Origin of the sequence: Asanoa iriomotensis (assembly GCF_016862515.1) — a bacterium.
Lineage (GTDB): Bacteria > Actinomycetota > Actinomycetes > Mycobacteriales > Micromonosporaceae > Asanoa > Asanoa iriomotensis.
The window spans coordinates 54965-77139 of record NZ_BONC01000031.1; the positions used below are offsets into that span (position 1 = coordinate 54965).

General features: G+C 71.3%; 22 protein-coding genes. 14 read left to right on the forward strand and 8 right to left on the reverse strand.

Annotated features, from left to right (window positions below):
- Positions 1–31: 31 nt before the first annotated feature.
- Both Air01nite_RS21900 and Air01nite_RS21905 read left to right on the forward strand, forming a co-directional pair.
- The gene (locus Air01nite_RS21900; protein WP_239090877.1) at positions 32–871 is read left to right on the forward strand and encodes a Rieske (2Fe-2S) protein; all 840 of its coding nucleotides are present in this window, start codon (positions 32–34) and stop codon (positions 869–871) included.
- Positions 872–911: 40 nt separating this feature from the next.
- The gene (locus Air01nite_RS21905; protein WP_239090878.1) at positions 912–2111 is read left to right on the forward strand and encodes a metallophosphoesterase; all 1200 of its coding nucleotides are present in this window, start codon (positions 912–914) and stop codon (positions 2109–2111) included.
- Between the two features lie 245 nt (positions 2112–2356).
- Here the strand turns inward: Air01nite_RS21905 and Air01nite_RS21910 are convergent, their stop codons facing one another.
- Positions 2357–2707, reverse strand: a complete 351-nt coding sequence (locus Air01nite_RS21910; protein WP_203704703.1) for a DoxX family protein — start codon at positions 2705–2707, stop codon at positions 2357–2359.
- 47 nt (positions 2708–2754) lie between these two features.
- Between Air01nite_RS21910 and Air01nite_RS21915 the strand changes: the two genes are divergently transcribed.
- Positions 2755–3723 carry a ketopantoate reductase family protein gene (locus Air01nite_RS21915; protein ID WP_203704704.1) on the forward strand — a complete coding sequence of 323 codons (969 nt, stop codon included), beginning with the start codon at positions 2755–2757 and terminating at the stop codon, positions 3721–3723.
- A gap of 165 nt (positions 3724–3888) precedes the next feature.
- Here Air01nite_RS21915 and Air01nite_RS21920 read toward each other — a convergent pair whose 3' ends face one another.
- Both Air01nite_RS21920 and Air01nite_RS21925 read right to left on the reverse strand, forming a co-directional pair.
- The gene (locus Air01nite_RS21920; RefSeq protein WP_203704705.1) at positions 3889–4434 is read right to left on the reverse strand and encodes a dihydrofolate reductase family protein; all 546 of its coding nucleotides are present in this window, start codon (positions 4432–4434) and stop codon (positions 3889–3891) included.
- A 33-nt stretch (positions 4435–4467) separates the two neighbouring features.
- Positions 4468–4992 (reverse strand): GNAT family N-acetyltransferase, encoded by a 525-nt coding sequence (locus Air01nite_RS21925; protein WP_203704706.1) that lies wholly within the window; start codon positions 4990–4992, stop codon positions 4468–4470.
- 47 nt (positions 4993–5039) lie between these two features.
- Between Air01nite_RS21925 and Air01nite_RS21930 the strand changes: the two genes are divergently transcribed.
- Positions 5040–5795, forward strand: coding sequence for a 2-phosphosulfolactate phosphatase (locus Air01nite_RS21930; RefSeq protein ID WP_203704708.1), 756 nt, complete (start codon positions 5040–5042; stop codon positions 5793–5795).
- On the opposite strand, the gene def is transcribed toward Air01nite_RS21930, so the two are convergent.
- The gene (gene def / locus Air01nite_RS21935; RefSeq protein ID WP_203704709.1) at positions 5761–6297 is read right to left on the reverse strand and encodes a peptide deformylase; all 537 of its coding nucleotides are present in this window, start codon (positions 6295–6297) and stop codon (positions 5761–5763) included. The two genes, Air01nite_RS21930 and def, sit on opposite strands and share 35 nt — an antisense overlap.
- A gap of 59 nt (positions 6298–6356) precedes the next feature.
- Between def and Air01nite_RS21940 the strand changes: the two genes are divergently transcribed.
- Complete coding sequence (locus Air01nite_RS21940; protein ID WP_203704710.1) at positions 6357–6863, forward strand: winged helix-turn-helix domain-containing protein; 507 nt, start codon at positions 6357–6359, stop codon at positions 6861–6863.
- Positions 6860–7387 carry a GNAT family N-acetyltransferase gene (locus Air01nite_RS21945; protein ID WP_203704711.1) on the forward strand — a complete coding sequence of 176 codons (528 nt, stop codon included), beginning with the start codon at positions 6860–6862 and terminating at the stop codon, positions 7385–7387. Before Air01nite_RS21940 ends, Air01nite_RS21945 begins: the two co-directional genes overlap by 4 nt.
- A gap of 97 nt (positions 7388–7484) precedes the next feature.
- On the opposite strand, the gene Air01nite_RS21950 is transcribed toward Air01nite_RS21945, so the two are convergent.
- A complete protein-coding gene (locus Air01nite_RS21950) occupies positions 7485–8021 on the reverse strand; it encodes an NUDIX domain-containing protein (protein ID WP_239090879.1) in 537 nt (178 codons plus the stop codon).
- A gap of 80 nt (positions 8022–8101) precedes the next feature.
- Here Air01nite_RS21950 and Air01nite_RS21955 point away from each other — a divergent pair, with 80 nt between their 5' ends.
- Positions 8102–8890, forward strand: a complete 789-nt coding sequence (locus tag Air01nite_RS21955) for an SMP-30/gluconolactonase/LRE family protein (RefSeq protein WP_203704713.1) — start codon at positions 8102–8104, stop codon at positions 8888–8890.
- On the opposite strand, the gene pdxR is transcribed toward Air01nite_RS21955, so the two are convergent.
- On the reverse strand, positions 8887–10239 hold the full coding sequence (pdxR, locus tag Air01nite_RS21960; protein WP_203704714.1) for a MocR-like pyridoxine biosynthesis transcription factor PdxR: 1353 nt from the start codon (positions 10237–10239) through the stop codon (positions 8887–8889). The two genes, Air01nite_RS21955 and pdxR, sit on opposite strands and share 4 nt — an antisense overlap.
- 47 nt (positions 10240–10286) lie before the next feature.
- Here pdxR and Air01nite_RS21965 point away from each other — a divergent pair, with 47 nt between their 5' ends.
- From Air01nite_RS21965 to Air01nite_RS21980, 4 genes are all read left to right on the forward strand, one after another.
- A complete protein-coding gene (locus Air01nite_RS21965) occupies positions 10287–10727 on the forward strand; it encodes a carboxymuconolactone decarboxylase family protein (protein ID WP_203704715.1) in 441 nt (146 codons plus the stop codon).
- Positions 10728–10747: 20 nt separating this feature from the next.
- Positions 10748–11449 (forward strand): isocitrate lyase/PEP mutase family protein, encoded by a 702-nt coding sequence (locus Air01nite_RS21970; RefSeq protein ID WP_203704716.1) that lies wholly within the window; start codon positions 10748–10750, stop codon positions 11447–11449.
- A gap of 16 nt (positions 11450–11465) precedes the next feature.
- Complete coding sequence (locus Air01nite_RS21975; protein ID WP_203704717.1) at positions 11466–11978, forward strand: mycothiol transferase; 513 nt, start codon at positions 11466–11468, stop codon at positions 11976–11978.
- 68 nt (positions 11979–12046) lie between these two features.
- Positions 12047–13237, forward strand: a complete 1191-nt coding sequence (locus Air01nite_RS21980) for an endonuclease/exonuclease/phosphatase family protein (RefSeq protein WP_203704718.1) — start codon at positions 12047–12049, stop codon at positions 13235–13237.
- A 54-nt stretch (positions 13238–13291) separates the two neighbouring features.
- On the opposite strand, the gene Air01nite_RS21985 is transcribed toward Air01nite_RS21980, so the two are convergent.
- Positions 13292–14203: a sulfite exporter TauE/SafE family protein gene (locus Air01nite_RS21985; RefSeq protein ID WP_203704720.1), complete on the reverse strand. Its 912-nt coding sequence runs from the start codon at positions 14201–14203 to the stop codon at positions 13292–13294.
- Between the two features lie 118 nt (positions 14204–14321).
- Here Air01nite_RS21985 and Air01nite_RS21990 point away from each other — a divergent pair, with 118 nt between their 5' ends.
- Positions 14322–16190: a propionyl-CoA synthetase gene (locus tag Air01nite_RS21990; protein ID WP_203704721.1), complete on the forward strand. Its 1869-nt coding sequence runs from the start codon at positions 14322–14324 to the stop codon at positions 16188–16190.
- Here the strand turns inward: Air01nite_RS21990 and Air01nite_RS21995 are convergent.
- Positions 16187–17500, reverse strand: a complete 1314-nt coding sequence (locus Air01nite_RS21995; RefSeq protein WP_203704722.1) for an NAD(P)/FAD-dependent oxidoreductase — start codon at positions 17498–17500, stop codon at positions 16187–16189. The two genes, Air01nite_RS21990 and Air01nite_RS21995, sit on opposite strands and share 4 nt — an antisense overlap.
- A gap of 247 nt (positions 17501–17747) precedes the next feature.
- On the opposite strand from Air01nite_RS21995, the gene Air01nite_RS22000 reads away from it, so the two are divergent.
- Both Air01nite_RS22000 and Air01nite_RS41965 read left to right on the forward strand, forming a co-directional pair.
- Positions 17748–20873 (forward strand): fascin domain-containing protein, encoded by a 3126-nt coding sequence (locus tag Air01nite_RS22000; RefSeq protein WP_239090880.1) that lies wholly within the window; start codon positions 17748–17750, stop codon positions 20871–20873.
- Between the two features lie 112 nt (positions 20874–20985).
- Positions 20986–22146 carry a ThuA domain-containing protein gene (locus Air01nite_RS41965; RefSeq protein ID WP_373310442.1) on the forward strand — a complete coding sequence of 387 codons (1161 nt, stop codon included), beginning with the start codon at positions 20986–20988 and terminating at the stop codon, positions 22144–22146.
- Positions 22147–22175 lie beyond the last annotated feature (29 nt).

A 22175-nucleotide genomic window follows, 5' to 3' on the forward strand; every position in this document is an offset into this window, starting at 1 on the left:
CCAGGGGAATCCGGAGCTGATGAGACAGCTCATGACCCGACTCGAACAGGCGTCCGGACTCGACCGGATCAGTGATCCACTTCAGCGGGCCCTGCAGGCGGTGGTGAAGCCCCGCACGCTGCGGGACGCGCTGCACGGCGTGCCGACCGGTCATGCCGTGCACCCCGCGCTGGCCTCGTTCACGCTGGGCTCGTTGACCAGCGCCGCGATCCTCGACCTCATTCGTGGTCAGGAGGTGCCGGCGACCACCCTGGTCGGGGTCGGCATGACCGCGGCGCCGCTGACCGCTCTGGCGGGCGCCACCGACTGGTCTGAGCTGGACAAAGAGCAGCGCCGGGTGGGGCTGGTCCACCTCGCGGCGAACGTGGTCGCACTCGGGCTCTACGGCGGGTCCCTGCTGGCTCGGCTGAACGGCGACCACAGCCGCGGCCGGATGCTCGGCTTCGCGGGGTTCGGTCTGCTGAACGCGAGCGCGTACCTGGGCGGGCATCTGGCCTACGTGCAGGGCGCGCAGGTCAACCAGGCGGCCACGGAGCTGCACCGGATCAGCGACGGCTGGCACCCGGTGGCCGACGTGAGCGCGCTGCCGCACGGCATGCCCGTCTCCCGCAGCATCGGCGAGGTCCCGGTGCTGGTCTACCGCAACGGCGACAGCGTCTCCGTGCTGCTGGAGCGGTGCGGCCACGAGACCGGCCCGCTCGGCGAGGGCCACGTGGTCGACATCGACGGCGACGCCTGCGTCGAGTGCCCGTGGCACGGCAGCACGTTCCGCCTCCGCGACGGCCTGGTCATGCACGGGCCGGCGGGCTCGGACCAGCCGGTGCTCCGCACCCGAATCGTCAACGATGTCGTCGAGGCGAACCTCCCGTAGGTCCAAAGGGGAAGCCTACGGATCGTGACATGCTTTGCCCGTGACCGAAGCTGAGCTCGTGCCCGAGCCGCCGCCGGACCGGCCCCGTCGCCGGCGCCGGACGGTGGCCACCCTCGCCACGATGGTGCTCCTGCTGTTCGGGGTGCCGTGCGGCTTGCTGGTCTTCGCGGGACAGGACTGGCCCGGGTGGGTGCTCGGCCTCGGCGGCGCGGTCTTCTTCTTCGGCGCCCTGGCGTACACCCGGCTGATGATGCTCGGCCACGGGCGTCGCCATCGCGACTGGGCCGCCCGGATCGGCGACACCATGCTGGGCGTCATCTGGGTGCTGTTCACCTGCTCGCTGCTGAGCCAGTTCGTCCGCCTGGCGCTGTTCCTGGCCGGCGTCGACGATCCCCTCCGGTCCCGGGTCACCGCCGGCGCCGCCGTGCTGGCCGCCGCGGTGCTGCTCGGCTGGGGCCACTACGAGGCGATGCGGGTCTCCCGGGTACGCGCGGTCGAGGTGACCCTCGATCGCCTGGGCGCCGGGCTCGACGGCCTGCGGATGGTGCTGCTGACCGATACGCACTACGGCCCGATCAACCGGGTGCGCTGGTCGGCCGGCGTGGTCGACGTCGTCAACGCCCTCGACGCCGATCTGGTCTGCCACACCGGCGACATCGCCGACGGCACGGTCGCGGAGCGGCTGGAACAGGCGGCACCGCTGGGCCAGGTGAAGGCCCGGTACGGGCGGGCGTACGTGACCGGCAACCACGAGTACTTCTCCGAGGGCCAGGCCTGGCTCGACCACATGCGCGACCTGGGCTGGGACGCGCTGCACAACCGGCACATCGTGCTGACCCGCGACGGCGCGAGCCTGGTCGTAGCCGGCGTCGACGACCGCACCGCGGCCGCGTCCGGCGAGGCGGGCCACCACACGGACCACGCCGCGGCGCTAGCCGGCGCCGACCCGACCCTGCCGGTCCTGCTCCTCGCCCACCAGCCACGCCAGATCGACGGCGCGGTGGCGCACGGCATCGACCTGCAGATCTCCGGCCACACGCACGGCGGCCAGATCTGGCCGTTCCACTACCTGGTCCTCACGGACCAGCCGGTCCTCCACGGCCTGACCCGGCACGGCGAGCGAACGCAGCTCTACACCAGCCGCGGCACCGGCTTCTGGGGCCCACCGTTCCGGGTGTTCGCCCCCAGCGAGATCACGCTGATCACGCTGCGTTCGGCCAGATCCGAACCAGCCGTCTGAGCCGCTCCTAGGCGGCGGAGGCGACTCGGCCCGGCAGCCGACCTGGGCACCACGGGCGGCGAGTGTTGCCTGGAACCGGGTTCCCGCGGTCATCGGGCTACCAGGCCGAGGCGCGGCACCTGAGCCATGATGGCTGGCCGAGCCCGGCGGGCGCTTCATCCATCCTTGACGGCCTGACGGCCGGGCCGCGGACGTGGTCGTCACCACCGGTCCGGCGATCGACCCGGCCCGGCTGCGGGCGCCGTTCATAGGTAGCAGAGGCTGACGAGGCCCGACGCCACGCCCAAGCCGACCGCGTTGCGGAAGTTGCGGCCGAGGTCGCGGGCGCGGATGTGCATCGTGACCGCGACCGCGAAGTAGGCGACCAACGACGCGCAGGTCAGCACGCCCAGGTAGGGCACGACCAGGCCCAGGAGGAGGCCGCTGCCGGCGGCCAGCTTGAGCGGAGTGAGCAGCGGCCGGATCGCCTGTGGGGCGTGGACGTCGTCGAGGCAGCGGCGGACGACGTCCATCGGTTTCCAGCACATGGCCGCGTCGACGTACTGGACCGCGGCGAGGAGTGCGACCGGCCAGATCGGGTCCGCGAGGATGGGCATGGTCACAGGACGGGCTGGCGTCGCCGAACGTGACATAGGTTTCGGTCGTGCGATGGGTGATCGTGGGCGCGGGCGCCGTCGGTGGTGTGGTCGGTGGCCGGCTGGCCGTGGCGGGGCACGAGGTGGTGCTGGTCGCCCGCGGCGCGCACCTCGAGGCGATCCGGCGCGACGGGCTCGCGTTGCACTCGCCCGAGGGGCAGCGGACGCTGCGACTGCCGGTGGTCGCCGCGGTGACCGAGCACGAGTGGCGGCCCGGTGACGTCGCGGTGCTCGCGGTCAAAGGCATGGACACCCCCGACGTGCTGCGCCCGCTGGCGGCCGTCGCGCCGGCGGAGACGCCCGTGCTCTGCCTGCAGAACGGGGTCGCCAACGAACGCGCCGCCCTGCGGCTCTTCCCTAACGTCTACGGCGTGCACGTGGTGCTGCCCGCCACCCACCTCGCGCCCGGCGTCGTGGTCGCGCACAGCGCACCGACGCCCGGCGGCCTGGACCTCGGCCGCTACCCGGGCGGCGTCGACGACACCGCGGAGACGCTCGCGGCGGGCCTGCGCGCGGCCGGCTTCTCGGCGGAGGCGCTTCCGGACATCATGCGCTGGAAGTACGCCAAACTGCTGATGAACCTCGGCAACGCGCTCCAGGCCCTGTGCGGCCCCGACGCGGACGGCGTCGACGCGATCGACGCGCTGCTCCGCGCGGAAGCCACCGAGGTGCTGCGCGCGGCCGGCATCGACGTCGCCTCCTCGCAGGAGGACGCGCAGCGCCGCACGGGCCTGCTCAACCTCCAGCCCGTCGAGGGCACGCCGCGCGGCGGCGGCTCGAGCTGGCAGAGCCTGGCCCGCGGCACGGGCACGGTCGAAGCCGACTATCTCAACGGCGAGATCGTGCTGCTCGGCCGTCTCCACGGCGTGCCGACCCCGGCCAACGAGCTGGCCCGCCAACTCGTCAACCGCGCGGCCCGCGACCACATCCGCCCAGGCGCACTCACCCCCGAAGCCTTCCTCGCCCTCCTGCCCTGACCCAGCCACAACCCAGGAGCGCCCTCTGCTTGCACGGCCTGCCCGACCGCGGCCTCCGCGTCGGTCGTGCCGGCCGGCCACCGCCGTCGACGCAGGCGTCGGCGCTGCCGCGCCGCCGGTCGAAGCGCCGGACCAGCCGGCCACCGGCCGCGATGCGCGACCCGGTCAGGACACGCGGTAGGTCAGGTAGGCGAAGGGGCCCACCTGCTCCGCCGTTGTCAGCGTCAGGCGTGACGACGGTAGGCGGCGCGGTAGGACCGGGGCGCCGGCGCCCAGTGTCACCGGGGCCACGCCGAGGATCAGCTCGTCCAGCAGGCCCGCGTCGGCGAAGGTGCCGACCAGCTCGCCGCCGCCGACCAGCCAGATGTCGCGGTCGCCGGCCGCCTCGGTCATCGCCGCGTGGACCGGGCGGACGTCGCCCGAGACGAAGGTGATCGCGGCGCCCGGGATGCGCGGCAGGTCACGGTGCGTGAACACCCATAGCGGGCGGTCGGCGTACCACTCCTGCCATTTCTCCGGCTGCTCCAGGAGCTTCTCGTGGTCGAGCATCCACTCGTAGGTGGTCGCGCCCATCGCGAACGCGCCGATGCCCGCGAAGAACGGTGCGAAGCGATCGTCGCGGTCGGTGACCTCGAAGAGCCAGTCGAGCGAGTTGTCGGCGTCGGCGATGTAGCCGTCGATCGTGGTCGCGGTGTAGTAGCGGGTAGCCATGCCATCACCAGACCACACGGGTACGACAGAAAATCACACCTCCGGCGCCGGGTCGGTGCGCAGCCGGCTGTAAAGGTAGCCGTCGCGCCAGGCGCCGTCGCGGAACTCGCACGCGCGCACCACGCCCTCGAGCTGGAAACCCGCCTTCACCAGCGACCGCTGCTCGGCGATGTTCTCCGCGTGCGTCCCGGCCTGGATCCGCTGCACCGGCGAGAGCGCGAACAGGTAGTCACAGAGCATCGCCTGGGCCCGCCACCCGAGACCGCGGCCCCGGAAGTCCGGCAGCAGCGCGATGCCGATCTCGAAATACGGTCCGCGACCCGCGTACAAGCCCTCGGTGTAGCTCACGAACCCCGCCCGCCGGCCGCCGGCGTCGACCACCAGCCGCCCGTCGCGCTCCCCGAGGAACCCGTCCTCGGCGAAGCGGCGCGCGACACCCTGCGCGTCCTGGAACCCCCGCCAGTCGAGCCCGATCAGCCCCGGCTCGACGCAGAAGCGGCGGAACATGTCGAGGTCGTCGTCGTCGGACACCGGCCGCAGCCGGACAGGGAGATCCATCCGGCCATCCTGCCGGCCCGGCCCGCTCCTGTGTGACCCTCTACCGCATGGAGGCATGGCTGCAACGCGGGTACGGCGTCCGGTTCGACTGGGGCCCGGAGGGGGCCCGCCGGCTCGCGCCGGGCAGCGCGTACGCCGTCGTGGTCGACGTCCTGTCCTTCACCACCTCGGTGTCGGTCCTGGTCGACGCCGGCACGCGGGTGCACCCGCGCGCCTGGCACGATGTGGGGGAGCAGACAGCGCTGCCGGTCGCCGTGGGGCGCCGCGCGGTGACGGCGGAGCAGCCCTGGTCGCTCTCGCCGGCGGCCCTGCGCGATGCGAAGCACATTCCCGACCTGGTGCTCCCGTCGCCGAACGGCTCCGCCATCGCCGCCGCGATCAAGGACCACTGCGGCCTCGTCGCCGGCAGCCTCCGCAACGCCGAAGCGGTCGGTCGCTGGCTGAGCGACAACGATGTGGGTACGCCCGACCGCCCGCTGACCGTGATCGCGGCGGGGGAGCGCTGGCCCGACGGCAGCCTCCGTCCGGCCCTGGAGGACCTCCTCGGCGCCGGCGCGATCATCGCCGCCTGCGGTGCCGCGGACCGGTTGTCACCGGAGGCGCGCACGGCCGCCCAGGCCTACCAGGGAACTGCCGACCTCCGAGCAGCCATCATGGACAGTGCGTCCGGCCGCGAGCTCACCGCGATCGGCTTCCGGGACGACGTCACGATCGCGCTGGAGATCAACGCCTCGGGCCGCGTGCCGGTCCTACGCGATGGCGAAGCATTCACCGCAGCAGACCCCGGAGAGGGTGTGGACTGACCTTCACCCGCCCGGTCCAGTCCGCGGCCCGGATCTCGCGCATCGCCGTCCGCCGCGTCGGAGCGTCGAGCCGATCCAGGAACAGCACCCCGTCGAGATGGTCGGTCTCGTGCTGCAGACAGCGCGCCACCTCCGCCGTGCCGACCACCTGCGCCGCCCGCCCGTGCTCGTCCACACCCCGGCCGACGGCGTGCAGCCGCCGCCGCGTGTCGTAATAGAGCCCCGGAATCGACAGGCAGCCCTCGGGCCCGATCTGCTCCTCGTCGGACGGGAAATCCAGGGACGGGTTCACCAGATGCCCGCGTACGCCGTCCACGTCGAAGACGAACACCCGCAGCGGCACGCCCACCTGAGGCGCGGCGAGCCCGGATCCGCGCTGGTCGCGCAGCGTCTCGGTCAGGTCCTTGACCAGTGTCCGCAACGACTTGTCGAACGAGGTGACCGGATCCGCGGCCATCGTCAGCACCGGGTCACCGAAGAGCCGCACCTGCCGAACCGTCACAGCGGAACCCCCAAGATGGCTTTGCAAAGCTTTGCAAATATCAGGGTACGATGCCATGCGTGATCGGGCAAGAGACGGAGATGGCGCTGCGGCACCCGCTGCGGGTGGCGCTGCTCGACCTCCTCACGACCGTCGGCTCGGTGACCGCCAACGAGGCCGCCCGCCGGCTCGGCGAGAGCTCGGGTGCGTGCTCGTTCCACCTGCGACAGCTCGAGCGGTACGGCTACGTCGAACCGGTCGCCGGCGCGCACGGGCGGGCCCGGCCCTGGCGCCTACGCGCCACCACGGCGACGACCAACACCGACTTCGGCCCGCTGGCCCGGGAGCTCGAGGACGAGGGCTACCACCGCTGGCTGGCCCGCCGCGCCACGGCACCGCAGCGCTGGCGCCGGGACGAGGCGTTCAGCGAGGTGCTGCACCTGACCCCCGACGAGCTGGCCACCGTCGCGGCCGAGATCCGGGCGGTGCTCGCGCCCTACGCCCGCCGGCGCGCGCCCCGCGGCAGCGGCCCGGTCGGCGTCGTCGCCCGGCTGTTCCCGCTGCTCCCCGAGGAGGAGGACGCGTGATCGAGCTCGTCCACACGAGCGCGGCGGGCCCGGACGCGCTCGGCGCCGCGTACCGGCTGCTGGAAGTCGTCTTCGAAGGCGACTTCGGCGCCGAGGACTGGGAGCACTCGCTCGGCGGGATGCACGCCTTCGCTTGGGAAGGCGACACGCTGGTCGGCCACGGCAGCGTGATCCAGCGCCGCCTGGTCCACAACGGACGCGCGCTGCGCTGCGGATATGTGGAGGGCGTCGGCGTGCACCCGGACCACCGCCGCCAGGGTTACGGCGCCGCGGTGATGGGCGCGCTGGAGTCGGTCATCCGCGCCGCGTACGACCTGGGCGCGCTGGGCACCACGGAGGAGGGCGAGGCGCTGTACCGCGCCCGCGGCTGGCTCCAATGGACGGGACCGCTCTCCGCCCTGACCCCCGACGGCGTGGTGCAAACCCCGCAGGAGGCGGGCGCGGTCTACGTCCTGCCGGGCGTCATGCCCCTCGACCTCACGGCCCCACTGACGTGCGACTGGCGCGACGGCGACGCTTGGTGACCGGTGCAAGGAACGGTCCGTTCCTACCGCTTCCCGCATAGGAACGGTCCGTTGCCAACGGTCCCGACGGGCGGCGGCTTGGCGAAGCCGGCGCCGGCTACGTCCTGTCCGGTGTCAGGCTGCCGGATGTGTTGGCCTCGCTGATCGGCGGCTGGGGCGAAGAGGACGGCCGGTGGCCGGACTCCAGGTAGGCGGGTTCGTCGGTCGACAGGGCCGCGCGGACCCGGCGGGCCAGTCGGGGTTTGAGGTGCGCGTCCAGCGAATCCGGCGCCACGAAGGCGAACGACGACAGCTCGTCGGGCGGCAGGACGATCCGCGAGATCGAGGCGGCGTCGAGCGTCCCGCCGTCGAAGAGGAACATCAGGCCCGCGTCCCACGGCGGTGCCGCCGCCACCCAGTCGACGACCAGCAGCCGCCCGATCGGGAACGGGTGGCCCAGTTCCTCCTGGACCTCCCGGCGAGCGCCCACCAGCGGTGACTCGTCGGCCTCGACCGCGCCGCCCGGCACCTCCCAGCCGGCCTTGTAGGTCGGGCGGACCAGCAGCACCCGGCCCTCGCCGTCGCGGAAGACCACGCCCGCCGCGACCCGGACCCGGGTCAGGCCCGCGATGTGCGCGGTCAGATCGAAAGTCACCCGGAAATTCTCGCCCGCCATGTCGAGAATCCGGTGCCGGCCGCCACGTCCCAGGTGAGAGTCGTCTTGAGGAGGATGAGATGTCCGAGCTTCGTACCCTCGTGTCCGGTATCGCGATGGGTGAGTCGCCGCGCTGGCGTGACGGGCAGGTGTGGTTCTGCGACTGGGTTGCCGGCCGCATCGCCCGGGCCGACCCCGACACCGGCGAGACCACCCTCGTGGCCGAGGTGAACGACATGCCGATCTGCATCGACTGGCTGCCCGACGGGCGGCTGCTCGCCGTCTCCGGACAGCAGGGGCTGCTGCTGCGGGTCGGTGCCGACGGGACGCTGGAGCGGCACGCCGTGCTCGGCGCGGGGAGTTGGAACGAGGTCGTCGTCGATCGGCGTGGCAACGTGTTCGTCAACGAGATCGGGTTCGAGTTTCCCGGCGGGGAGTTCCGGCCCGGCCGGGTCTGCGTGCTCGCACCCGGCGACGACGCGCTGCGGGAGGTGGCCGGCGGGCTGGCGTTTCCCAACGGGATGGCGGTCCGCGACGACACGCTGATCGTCGCCGAGTCGTATGCGGGCCGGCTCACCGCCTTCGACATCGCGCCCGACGGCGGTCTGGCCAACCGCAGGGAGTTCGCCGCCGTCGAGGGCTCGGCGCCCGACGGCATCAGCCTCGACCCCAGCGGCGCGGTCTGGTTCGCCGACGTGCCCAACCGGCGCTGCGTCCTGGTCGCCGAGGGCGGCGAGATCCTGGCCACGGTGGACGCCGACCGCGGCTGCTTCTCCTGCGCCCTGGGCGAGGACACGCTCTACATCACCGCCAACGAGTGGGGCGAGAACGGCGCGGGGGAAGGAGTCGTCTACGCCGCGAAGGTCTAAGCGCGGAGCACGCGGGCGAGCACGTCGAGCGCGGCCGGGTAGCGGCTTTCGCTCGGCGTGCCGTAGCCGACGATCAGCCCTTGTGGATGGTCGCCCGGTGCGTGCCAGTGGCTGCCGAGGTCGCCCAGCGCCAGCCCGTGCCGCGCCGCCGAGGCCAGCACATCCGATTCCCGCGGCCCACCCGGCGGGAGCGGGACCAGCGCGTGCAAACCCGCCGCGACACCGCGCACCGGCTCGCCGCGCAGTCGCGACAACAGCAGGTCGCGCCGCGCCCGGTAGCGCGACCGGGCCGCGCGCACGTGCCGGTCGTACCCGTGGCTGGTGATCAGCTCCGCCAGGGTGAGCTGGCCGACCACCTCCGTGTGGTAGTCGGTGTGCCGCTTTGCCTCCACGACGGCCTCGACCAGCCGCGCCGGCAGCACCACCCAACCCAGCCGCAGCCCCGGTGCGAGCGTCTTGGCGGCCGTGCCGACGTAGGCGACCTGCTCCGGCGCCATGCCCTGCACCGCGCCCACCGGCTGCCGGTCGTAGCGGAACTCGCCGTCGTAGTCGTCCTCGATCACCAGCCCGCCCGAAGCCCGGGCCCAGGCCGCCACCGCGTGTCGTCGCGCCGGTGCCAGCGTCACCCCGGTCGGGTACTGGTTCGCCGGCGTCAGCACCACCGCATCCACAGTGGAGTCGAGCAGATCGGTGCGCGCGCCCGAACCATCCACGGGCAGCGGAACCACGACGGCACCGGACCGGCGCGCGACAGCCCGATGGAACGCCAGCCCCGGGTCCTCCATCGCGACCACGGGATGCAGCGCCGCCAGCAGCGACAGCGCCTGGACATAGCCGGAGGTGACGACGATCCGGTCCGGATGGGCCAGCACCCCGCGAGCCCGCCCGAGATATTCCGCCAGCGCCGCCCGCAACGACGGGTGGCCGCGCGGGTCCCCGTAGTCGAGCGCGGCCGCCGACAGCGCCCGCCGCGTGGCCCGCAGCCACGCCGCGGTCGGGAACGCGGTCACGTCCGGCGCGCCCGGCCGCAGGTCGAACCGTGGCGGCGCGGGCGACGCGGCCGACGGCGCGAACGAGACCGGCGGGGGCACCGGCGCCACCGTCGTCCCGGAGCCGGTCCGCGCGGTCAGATAGCCCTCCGCGACGAGTTGGTCGTAAGCGGCAGCGACGGTCCCGCGGGCGACGCCCAAAGAGCCGGCGAGCGCCCGCGTGGCCGGCAGCCGACTCCCGGGCGCCAGCCGCCCCGACCGGATGGCCGACCGTAAGGAACGTTCGAGACCGGCCCGCCGCGATCCCGCCGGCAGGTCCAGATGAAGATCGACGCCAAAAGCGGCCCAATCAAACGCCACGGTATTGGACCTTAGCGCGGGTCCATTCGGGGCCTAACGTGAAGGCCATGACGATCCGCCTCGCGGCCGATAAGCTCGCACCGCACATGAACCGAGCCATGAACGCCTTCGACACCGCCTCCCGCGAGACCAAGCTGGAAGCGCCCCTGCTGGAGCTGGTCCGCACCCGCGCGTCGCAGCTCAACGGCTGCGCCTACTGCGTCGACACCCACACCGCCGACGCCCGCGCCGGCGGCGAGACCGAGCGCCGCCTCTACGCCCTGCCGGTCTGGTCGGAGACGCCCTTCTTCACCCCGCGCGAGCGGGCGGCCCTGGCGCTGACCGAGGCGATGACCCGGCTGACCGACGGCCCGGTGCCGGAGCCTCTCTTCAAGCAAGCGCAGCAGGAGTTCGACGAGACCGAGCTGGCCGAGCTCGTCTGGTCGATCACGGTGATCAACGCCTGGAACCGCGTCGCCGCCACCACCCACGCCTGGCCTCTCTCGTGAAGGCCGCCGCCCTCCGCGAAATGCACAAAAAGGGCAACCCGTTGATCCTGCCCAACGCCTGGGACGCCGCCTCCGCGCGTGCCGTCCAGGCCGCCGGCTTCCCCGCGGTCGCGACCAGCAGCGCCGCCGTCGCGCTCAGCCTCGGCTACGCCGACGGCGAGGCGACCCCGGTCGAGGAGATGCTCGACGCGGTCGCCCGGATCGCCCGCGCGGTCGACGTGCCGGTCACCGCCGACCTTGAGCGGGGGTACGGCCTGCCACCCGCGCAGTTCGTCGAGCGGCTGCTGGCCACCGGAGCGGTCGGCTGCAACCTGGAGGACTCGGACCCGCGTACCAAGGCACTGATCGATGTGGACAGACACGCCGACTTCCTGGCCGAGGTCCGGGCGGCAGCCGGCGCGGAGGTGGTGATCAACGCGCGGGTGGACGCGTTCATCAGGGGCGCGCGGGAACAGGCGGTGGCCCGCACGCGCCGCTACCTCGACGCCGGGGCCGACTGTGCCTACCCCATCGGCGCCTCCACCGCGGAAGACATCGAAACCCTGGCCAACACAGGACCGGTCAACATCCTCTTCACCCCCGCAACACCGCCGATCCAGGAGCTGGCGCGCAGCGGAGTGGCCAGGATCAGCTTCGGTGACGGCATCCACGAGGCGCTCTCCGCCCGCCACGAACGGATGCTCGCCGCGATCGCCGCAGGGGCCTCGCCGTACCAGGAATGAGCGTTACGGTGGCGTGGTGACCGACGTGCGCGAGCCCCGGCATGACCTGACCGACCCGAAGATCCTGCTCCTGGACTTCCTCGACTACTACCGCGTGGTCGTCGGGCGCAAGGTCGTCGGGCTCGCGCCGGCGGAGCTGGGCCGCAGCCGGCTGCCGTCGGGGTGGACGCCGTTGCAGCTGCTCAAGCACCTGGTCTACATGGAGGAGCGCTGGGTCCGCTGGGGCTTCGCCGCCGAGCCGGTGCCGCACCCGTGGGGCGACCAGGACGAGGAGGGCCGCTGGCAGGTCGGTCCCGACGAGACGGTCGACGCGCTGCTGGCGGCCATGGACCTGGCGGGCGCCCGCACGCGGGAGATCGCGTCCCGGGCCCAGCTCGCGGACCGGGCGGCGGCCGGCGGGCGGTTCACCACCGAGGGCGACTGCCCCACGCTGGGCTGGATCCTGACCCACGTGCTCCAGGAGTACGCGCGGCATGCCGGCCATCTGGACGTCGCGCGCGAGCTGATCGACGGCCAAACTGGCGAATAGGCCACTTTCGAGGGTCGCGTCAGCCGCCCGACACCACCGAGTCAGGAGCGGCCGTACCGTCCGAGGGCGTGACCCTCCGGCTGGCGACGTTCAACGTCGAGAACCTGTTCGCGCGCGCCAAGGCGCTCGACACCGAGGACCGCGAAAAGGGCCTGCCCGCCCTGGCCGCGTTCGAGACCTTCAACCGCATCGCGGCCAAGCCGGCCTACTCCGACCAGGACAAGGCCGACATGATCGCGGCGCTGACCACCCTGCGGGTGCTCGTCGAGACCGAGCAGGGCCTGCGCCTCAACCCCGCCCAGTTCGACAACGCCTGGGCGCTGCTGCGGGAGAACCGGGGAGACTTCCTCGCCGCGCCCGCCAACGCGCCGCCGCGGATCGTGGCCAACGGCCGCGGCGACTGGCTCGGCTGGGTCGAGCTGACCATCGAGCCCGTCGACGAGACCTCGACCCGGATGACCGCCAAGGTGATCCAGGACCTGGCGCCCGACCTGCTGTGCGTGGTCGAGGCCGAGAACCGGCCCGCGCTCGCCCGGTTCAACGACGAGCTGCTCGGCGGGCGGTTCGCGCACTGCATGCTGGTCGACGGCAACGACCCGCGCGGCATCGACGTGGGCCTGTTCTGCACCGACAAGGTCAAGGTCCGCTGGGTGCGCAGCAACGTCGACGTGCCGGATCCCAAGCGCAGGGGCAAGCGGCTGTTCAGCCGGGACTGCCCGATCTACCAGCTCCGCCTGCCCGGCGGCGAGGACCTGTTCCTGCTGCTCAACCACCTCAAGAGCCAGTCGTTCAGCAGCGGCGACCCGGACCCGTTGCGGACCCGGCAGGCACAGGAGGTACGCGCGATCTACGACGGGCTGCGGGCCGAGGGCGCCGGGCTCGTCGCGGTGCTGGGCGACCTCAACAAGGGCCCGGACGGCGACCGGCACCCGACCCTGGAAGCGCTGATCGGGCGCGACTCGCCGCTGGTCGACGCGTATGGGCACGCCAAGTTCACGCAGCTCTGGGGCGACAAGGACACCGAGCACGAGCGGCCGGGCAGCTTCCAGTCGTGCTCGCTGAAGAACCGGCTCGACTACATCCTCATGTCGCCGGAGCTGGCCGACCGGGTGGTCGACGGCGGCGTCTTCCGCAAGGGCCTGTGGGGCAACCCGGGCAACAAGACCAGACCGAAGCTCTGGACCGTGTACGACGAGATCACCGCCGGCCGGCACGGCGCCTCCGACCACGGCGCGGTCTGGGTCGACCTGGACCTCTGAAAGGAACGGTCCGTTATTAACGCTATGCGTTAATAACGGACCGTTCCTTGGAGCTCAGACGCGGGCCGGCTCGGCTGCCGGCTCGGCGGCGGCCGCGGCGCGGTTGGCGGCCAGGTGTGCGCGCACCGAGTAGGTCACCGCCGTCGCCCAGGCCGCGTAGATCAGCGCGTAGACGGCGTTGCGCACGCCGTCAGAGGCGTCGATCCAGTCGCTGCGCAGCAGCGTCCGCGTGTTGGTCAGGATGATCAGGCCGCCGACCGCCGAGCCGAGCACCCGCGGCGGGATGTGCCGGACCAGCCAGGCGGCGATCGGCGCGGCGATCACGCCACCGGCCAGCAGGGCCACGACCCAGCCGACGTTGATCTGCTCGGAGCCGATGCCGACGAAGAAGCCGATGCTCGCCGCGATCGCGACCAGGAACTCGCTCGTGTCGATCGAGCCGATCGTCTTGCGGGGCTCGAGCCGGCCGCTGGCCAGGATCGCCGGCGTGCCGACCGGGCCCCAGCCACCGCCGCCGGTCGAGTCGACGAAGCCGGCGACCAGGCCGAGCGGGGTCAGGAACCGCTTGCGCAGCGGCTTGCCCAGGTTGCCCTTGGGCAGCCCGGAGACGGTGAACCGGGTCAGGATGTAGAGCCCGAGCGCGAGCAGGATCAGCGACATCAGGGGCGCGGCGGTCTCGGTGGACAGGCTGGACAGGAACGTCGCGCCGGCGAAGGCGCCGACCGCGCCCGGTATGCCGATCTTGGCGACGACCTTCCAGTCGACGTTGCCGAACCGCCAGTGTGCGGCGCCGGAAACCAGGGTGGTGCCGATCTCGGCCAGGTGCACGGTGGCCGACGCGGCTGCCGGGTTGGTGCCGATCGCGAGAAGGAGGGTCGTCGACGTGACGCCGTAGGCCATGCCCAGGCTGCCGTCGACGAGCTGGGCGCCGAGTCCTACCAGCGCCAGGAGAACCAGCTTGCGCACCGTGCCACCGCCTTTCCCTAGTTTGTCGGTAGAGAATATGTAAACGGTCGGCGAAGTAGCAAGACACGTCCCACGAGACAGGAAAGACAGCGGGCGCCACAGCGGCCATCATGAACAGATGGGTGCCTACGCCGACGCGTACCGGACGAGCCTCACCGACCCGAGCGCCTTCTGGGGCGACGCCGCCAGCGAGATCGAGTGGTTCCGCCCGCCGCGCACCGTGCTCGACGACAGCGCGCCGCCGTTCTACCGCTGGTTCCCCGACGGCGTGCTCAACACCTGCTTCAACGCGGTCGACCGGCACGTCCGCGCCGGGCGTGGCGACCAGGCCGCGATCGAGTACGACAGCCCGGTCACCGGCACCCGGCGCACCCTGACCTACCGGGACCTGCAGGACCAGACCGCGCGCTTCGCGGGCGCGCTCCGGCACCTCGGTGTCGACCGCGGCGACCGCGTGGTGATCTACATGCCGATGGTGCCGGAGGCGGTCGTGGCCATGCTGGCCTGCGCCCGGCTCGGCGCCGTGCACTCGGTCGTGTTCGGTGGCTTCGCGCCGCGTGAGCTGGCCGCCCGCATCGACGACGCCCGCCCCAAGGTGGTGGTCACCGCGTCCTGCGGCATCGAGGTCAAGCGGATCGTCGAATACCTGCCGATCGTCGACCAGGCGTTGACCATGGCCGACCACCGGCCGGCCAGCGTGGTGGTGCTGCAGCGCCCCCAGGCGCCGGCGACCCCGCGCGCCGGGCGCGACCTCGACTGGCATGCCGCGCTCGGCGAGGCCGAGCCGGTCGACTGCGTGCCGGTCGCGGCCACCGACCCGCTCTACATCCTCTACACCTCGGGCACCACCGCCCGGCCGAAGGGCGTGGTCCGCGACAACGGCGGCCACGCGGTCGCCCTGAGCTGGAGCATGCGGCACGTCTACGACACCCGTCAGGGCGAGACGATGTGGACCGCCTCAGACATCGGATGGGTCGTCGGGCATTCCTACATCGTGTACGGGCCGCTGCTCACCGGCTGCACCTCGGTGCTCTACGAGGGCAAACCGGTCGGCACCCCCGACGCCGGCGCGTTCTGGCGGGTGGCCGCCGAACACCAGGTCAAGACCATGTTCACCGCACCGACCGCGTTCCGGGCGATCCGCCGCGACGACCCGGCCGGCGCCCACCTCGACCGCTACGACCTGCGGAAGCTGCGCTACCTGTTCCTGGCCGGCGAGCGGCTCGACCCGGAGACCTACGCCTGGGCCCGCGACCGGCTCGACATCCCGGTGATCGACCACTGGTGGCAGACCGAGACCGGCTGGCCGGTGGCGGCCAACCCGATGGGCCTCGAGCCGCTCCCGCCGCGTCCGGGCTCGGCGACCGTGCCGATGCCGGGGTACGACGTGCGGATCGTCGACGACAACGGCGAGCCGGCCCGCGAGGGCCAGATCGTGATCAAGCTCCCGCTGCCGCCCGGCACGCTGCCGACGCTCTGGCAGGACGACGAGCGCTACGTGGCCTCCTACCTGAGCGCCCACCCCGGCCACTACCTGACCGGCGACGGCGGCTACGTCGACGACGACGGCTACCTGTTCGTCATGGGCCGCACCGACGACGTGATCAACGTGGCCGGCCACCGGCTCTCCACGGGCGCGATCGAGCAGGTGGTGGCCGCGCACCCGGCGGTCGCGGAGTGCGCCGTGATCGGCGTGGCCGACGAGCTCAAGGGCCAGGTCCCGCGGGCCCTCGTGGTGCTCAAGGCCGGCGCCGAGCCCGGCGACCTGGACGCCGAACTGAAGGCGCTGGTCCGCGAGCGGATCGGCGGCATCGCGTCGCTGCGCCAGGTGGACGTCGTGGCCGCGCTGCCGAAGACCCGCTCCGGCAAGATCCTCCGCAAGACCATGCGCGGGCTCGCGGCCGGCGCCGACGAGCCCGTCCCGTCGACGATCGAGGACCCGGCCGTGCTCGAAAACCTCCGGAGAGTGCTCGACCCCGATTATTAGGTCCGGGTCGGCAGCGGGGGACGGACCGGCAGCTCCGGCGCGGCGTTGTCGAGGGGCACCTCGGGGCCGCGGATGAGGCCGAGCTGCACCGCCTGGCGCGGCAGGAACGCGTGCAGCAGCCAGTCGCCGACCACCCGGATCCGGTTGCCGGGCAGCGACAGCAGGTGGTAGCCGCGGGTCGCCAGCATGGCGCGGATGCCCGAGAGGTGGATGCCGAGCGGGTTGGCGGTCGACTCAAGGCCGCCGAGGTCGACCACGAAGCCCAGGTCGCGGTGCCGGTAGGGCTTGCGCTTGCCCGTGCCGTATTCGGCGGCGATGTTGCGGGCGACCTGCTTGCCGTGGCGCACCGCGTGCTGCGCGGTCATCGGCGTCGCGCGGCCCGGGTGCTCCGGGTCGGGCACCGCGGCCGCGTCGCCGATCGCGTAGACGCGGGGATGGCCGGGCACGTTGAGGAACTCGTCGACCACTATCCGGCCGTGGTTGGTGGGCAGGCCCAGGTTCTCGACGACCGGGTCGGGGCGCACGCCCACACACCACACCAGCGTGCGGGTCGGGATGTAGCGCCCGTCGGTCAGCCGTACGCCGTCGAACAGCGCCTCCTGCACGGAGGTGCCCAACAGCACCTCGACGCCGCGCTCGCGGAGCACCTTGTCGGCGTCCCTGGACATCCCTTCCTCGAGCTCGGGCAGCACCCGCTTGGCCAGGTCGACCAGCACCCACTTGGGCATGATCGGCGCCTTCTTCTGCTTGGCCAGCATGGTGGTGAACTGGACGCCGTGCGCGGCGACCTCCGTGCCCGTGTAGCCGGCGCCGACCACCACGAACGTGCAGCGGGCCGCGCACTCGCCCGGGTCGGGCTCGGTCAGCGCCATCTCGATCTGCCGGACCATGTGGTCGTGCAGGAAGAGCGCCTCCGGGATGCCCCGGAAGCCGTGCGCGTGGTCGGCGACACCGGGGATCGGCAGCAGCTTGTTGACGCTGCCCAGGGCGATGACCAGCCGGTCGTAGGGGACGTGCCCCTCGCCGCCCTCCGGGTTGCGGTAGTGGATCCGGTTGGCCTCGAGGTCGAGCGAGTGAGCCTCGCCGAGCACGAGCCGGACGCGGGGCAGCGACGCGGTGAGCGAGACCGCGATCTGCGGCGGCTCCAGCACGCCGACGGCGACCTCCGGCAGCAGCGGGACGTAGAGCAGGTAGTCCGTCGGGTTGATCAGCGTGATGTCCGCCCGGCCACGGGCCAGCCGGGTCAGTTTGTGCGCTGCGTGGTACCCGGCGAAACCACCTCCGACGATGACCACCCTGGGACGAGCCATGCCATCCACGTTAGTGGCTTCTGGGGTGTCCGGAGCGCTATGTGCGTAAATCCTCGGTACGACCATACCTCCGATGTCTCCCGACCTGCAGCGGGAGAAGTGACCGGACACGCATCGAAGTTCGGGGATTGACGCACGGAGACATCCAATGTTAACTACACGTCACAGATGTGGGTCGATGCCTCGTCGACCTTGCCCATTTCGGCGGATGGGCACCTGACGGACGATCTAGAAGGGATCGGATCGGATGAAGGTGCGTGCGCCGATGATCCGCGCCGCCGGGCTCCTCCTGTTCGCCGCCGGCCTCGTTGTCGTCGGCCCGAGTCCGGCCGGTGCGGCACCCACCGATGCCGCGTACAACGCGGGCACGGGCGCCCTCAACGTCGACTACGCGAGCTACCTGTCCAAGCACGACATCGTCTACAACCGGCCCAACACCAACCCGCTGCACGGGCTGACCGTCGGCAACGGCCGCACGGGCGCCATGGTGTGGAACCAGAACGGGCTGACCGCGCAGGTGTCGGGTGTGGACCTCGCGCAGCAGTCCACCTACGCCGCCGGCAACCTCAACCTCTTCACGTCGCCGCAGATGGACACCGGCTACACGACGTTCCAGCAGCGGCTGTCGCTCTACGACGGCACCCTGACCACGAAGTACGACAACAACCGCACGGTCACCGTGCTCGGCGCGCCCAACTCCGAGGTGATGGGCATCCATGTCGAGGACTCGCGGCCGGGTGTCTCCAGCATCGGGCTCGACCTGTCGCTCTGGGACATGAACACCGTGCAGAACATCGCGGACGTGCCCAACCTGACGACCTGGCGGACGGTCAGCACGTTCGCCGACTCGACCGGTGTGGGCCTGTCCCGCGGCCAGGCCGACCCCCAGAACTTCGGTTACACGTTCGCGGCCACCGTCGAGGGCGCGAGCTACACCTCACAGACCGTCAACGGCACGCGGGTGCGGCTGAACATCACGCCGACGTCGAGCTACACGATCTGGTTCACCGCGGCCAGCCGGGTCAACTCGCCGGGCCAGAACTCGGTGCAGCAGGCCAGGAACCAGTTGGCCGCGGTCAAGTCGGCCGGCTACACGAGCACGCTCAACGCGTACAAGAACTGGTGGCACAGCTTCTGGGCGAAGTCGTTCGTGCAGTACGGCGGCAGCGCCGACAACGACTACCTGGAGAACGCGTACTACCTGTTCACCTACATGATCGCCGCGGGCGGCTACGGCAACTACCCGCTGCACTTCATCAACGGCAACTTCCGCGCGACCCAGGACAACTCCAAGTGGTCCAACGGCTACTGGTACTGGAACCAGCGCGACGTCTACAACTCGTTCTACAGCTCCAACCACACGGAGCTGATGAGAACGTTCAACAACCTCTACTCCCGCAACTACGGCGCGCTCAAGTCCTACACGCAGACCCGCTACGGCACCGACTCGCTGTGGGTGCCGGAGACGATGGGCTGGGACGGCAACGCGCGCGGCACCATCAACAGCGACTACGTCAACGACATCTACTCCACGGGCACCGAGGCCGCGTACAACATGTACCTGTACTACCGGTACACCAACGACACGGCCTACCTGCGTGACGTCGCGTACCCGTACATGAAGGACTCGTTGCGGTTCTACCAGAACCGGTTGTCCCGCAACGGCGCGCAGTACTACATGGCCAGCTCCAACGCGCACGAGACCTACTGGGACGTGAAGAACGCGCTGACCGACCTGGCCGCGGTGCGGCTGCTGTTCCCGCTGACGATCCAGGTGTCCACGCAGCTCGGGCTCGACAGTGGACTGCGGGCCGGCTGGCAGGACGTGGTGAACAACCTGGCGCCGTACCAGATCTCGAACGGTGCCTACCTGCCGCACGACCCGCCGACGTCACCGACCCGCAACGGCGAGAACGTGGCGCTGGAGCTCGTCTGGCCCTACGACCAGACCGGGATCGGCTATCCCGACACGCAGACCGCGATCAACACCTTCAACGTGCGGCCGCACCCCTACGGCAACGTCTGGGCCAACGACCACGTGCACGCGGCCCGGCTCGGGCTCGGCCCGCAGGCGCAGTCCGGCATGAAGACGATGCTGCAGAAATACCAGAACTACCCCAACGGCATGACCAACAACACCAACGGGGTGTACGAGTACATCGGCATCCACCTCGCGGCGATGAACGAAGCGCTGATGCAGTCGTACAACGACAAGATCCGGGTGTTCCCCGCGATCCCGTCGGACTCCGGCTTCGTCGGCAAGTTCACGCTGCTGGCCAAGGACGGCTTCCTGGTCAGCTCGGAGCGCGAGGCGCAGGAGACCAAATATGTGGGCGTCCGCAGCCTGCACGGCAAGCAGGCCCGGGTCGTCAACCCGTGGGGGACCCAGCAGATCCGGGTCCGCCGCACCAGTGACAACGCCATCATCACCACGGTCTCGGCGGCAGAGGTGACCTGGGCGACGGCGGCCAACACCAGCTATGTCGTGGAGCGGGTGGCCAAGCCACTCACGTCCTACTCGGCGACCACGCTGACCGGCACGGCCAACCAGGGCGCGAAGTCCTTGTCCGGCACCGCCTCCACGCTCGGCCTCGGGCCGGCGGGGCAGGGCGGTCTGGTCAACGACACCGACCTGACCTACGGGCCCAACTGGTACCACACCACCGCCCGCGGCTACGGCGACTACAACGACGACACCCACCACAGCAACACCGTCAACGCGGAGGCGTCCTACACGTTCACCGGCACGGGCGTGGAGTACCTCTCCGAACGGTTCAGCGACATGGGCAACGTCGACGTTTACCTCGACGGTGCCTTCCAGGCCAACGTGAACCTCAACGTCAGCGGTGCCAGACAGGCACAGCAGGTGGTGTGGAGCCGCACCGGGCTCACGAACGGCCAACACACGATCCGGATCGTCAACAAGACCACCTCGGTGGGCATGATCGACGCGCTGCGGATCCTCACCGGGGGCGGCAACCCGCCGACCGGCGGCACGGCCTTGCGAGCCATGGCCAACAACCTGTATGTCACCGCGGGCACCGCACCCCTGATCGCCAGCGCATCCTCGGTCGGCGCCGGGGAGCGGTTCGACCTGGTCGACCTCGGCGGCGGCAACGTGGCGCTGCGGGCCCGCGTCAACAACATGTTCGTGTGCGCGGAGGGCGCCGGCGCGCAGGCGCTGATCGCCAACCGGGCGTCGGCCGGGTCCTGGGAGACCTTCGCCCGGGTCAACAACCCGGACGGCACGATCAGCCTGCGGGCCACCGTCAACAACAAGTACGTCGTCGCGGAGAACGCCGGTGCGGGCAACCTCATCGCCAACCGCGACGCCATTGGACCGTGGGAGAAGTTCACGCTCGTGGCGAGCTGACCCACGCAACGGGGCCAGGGGAATGGCACACCCTGGCCCCACCACAACCACCGTCCCTTGCCGAGCGTCGGCGGCCCGGCTCCGAGCCAACCCCCATCGGAGGAGCGCAGTGTTGAGACGTTTGGTGGCGGCCCTCGCCGGGCTCGCCGTCGTGCTGGTGGCCGCGCTGTACGCGGCCGCACCAGCTTCGGCGGCCCCGGTGACGAAGGTCCTGGTGATCTCCAAGACGGCCGGTTTCCGGCACTCGTCGATTCCCAACGGCATCGCGGCGATCCAGCAACTCGGTTCGCAGAACGGCTTCACGGTGACGGCCACCGAGGACGCCAACCAGTTCACGACCACCAACCTGGCGCAGTACCAGGTCGTGGTCTTCCTCTCCACCACCGGGGACGTGCTGAACGCGACCCAGCAGACCGCCTTCCAGTCCTACATCGCGAGCGGCAAGGGGTACGTGGGCGTGCACGCCGCCGCGGACACCGAGTACGACTGGTCCTGGTACGGCGGTCTCGTGGGTGCCTACTTCCAGTCGCACCCCGCGATCCAGACGGCGACCCTGCGGGTCGAGGACAACACGAACCCCGCGACCGCGCACCTGCCGGCCAACTGGAGCCGGTCCGACGAGTGGTACAACTACCGGACCAACCCGCGGCCGAACGTACGCGTGCTGGTCCGGCTCGACGAGGCCACCTACAGCGGCGGCTCGATGGGCGACCACCCGATCACCTGGTGCCAGAACTACGGCGGCGGCCGGGCCTTCTACACCGGGCTCGGGCACACCGAGGCGTCGTACACCGAGTCGAACTTCACCCGGATGCTGCTCGGCGGGATCCAGTGGGCTGGCGGCGCGGTGACGGCCACCTGCACACCGGGCACCACACCGCCGCCGGTGACCGGCACGGCGGTGCGGGCCCTGGCGAACAACAAGTTCGTCACCACCAGCGCGGGCAACCTGATCGCGAGCGCCACGGCCGCGTCGACCAACAACGAGCGTTTCGACGTCATCGACCTCGGTGGGGGCAACGTCGCGCTCCGCTCGAAGGCCAACGGCATGTACGTGTGCGCGGAGAACGCCGGTGCCAACCCGCTGGTGGCCAACCGGGCCGCGATCGGCGGCTGGGAGACGTTCGCCCGGATCAACAACTCCGACGGCACGGTCAGCTTCCGCGCCCAGGCGAACGGCCGCTACGTGGTGGCCGAGAACGCCGGCGCCGCGGCCCTGATCGCCAACCGCACCGCCATCGGCCCCTGGGAGAAGTTCGCCCTGACCAGCTAGTCCCTCTCCACGGACCCGTAGATCCCGTG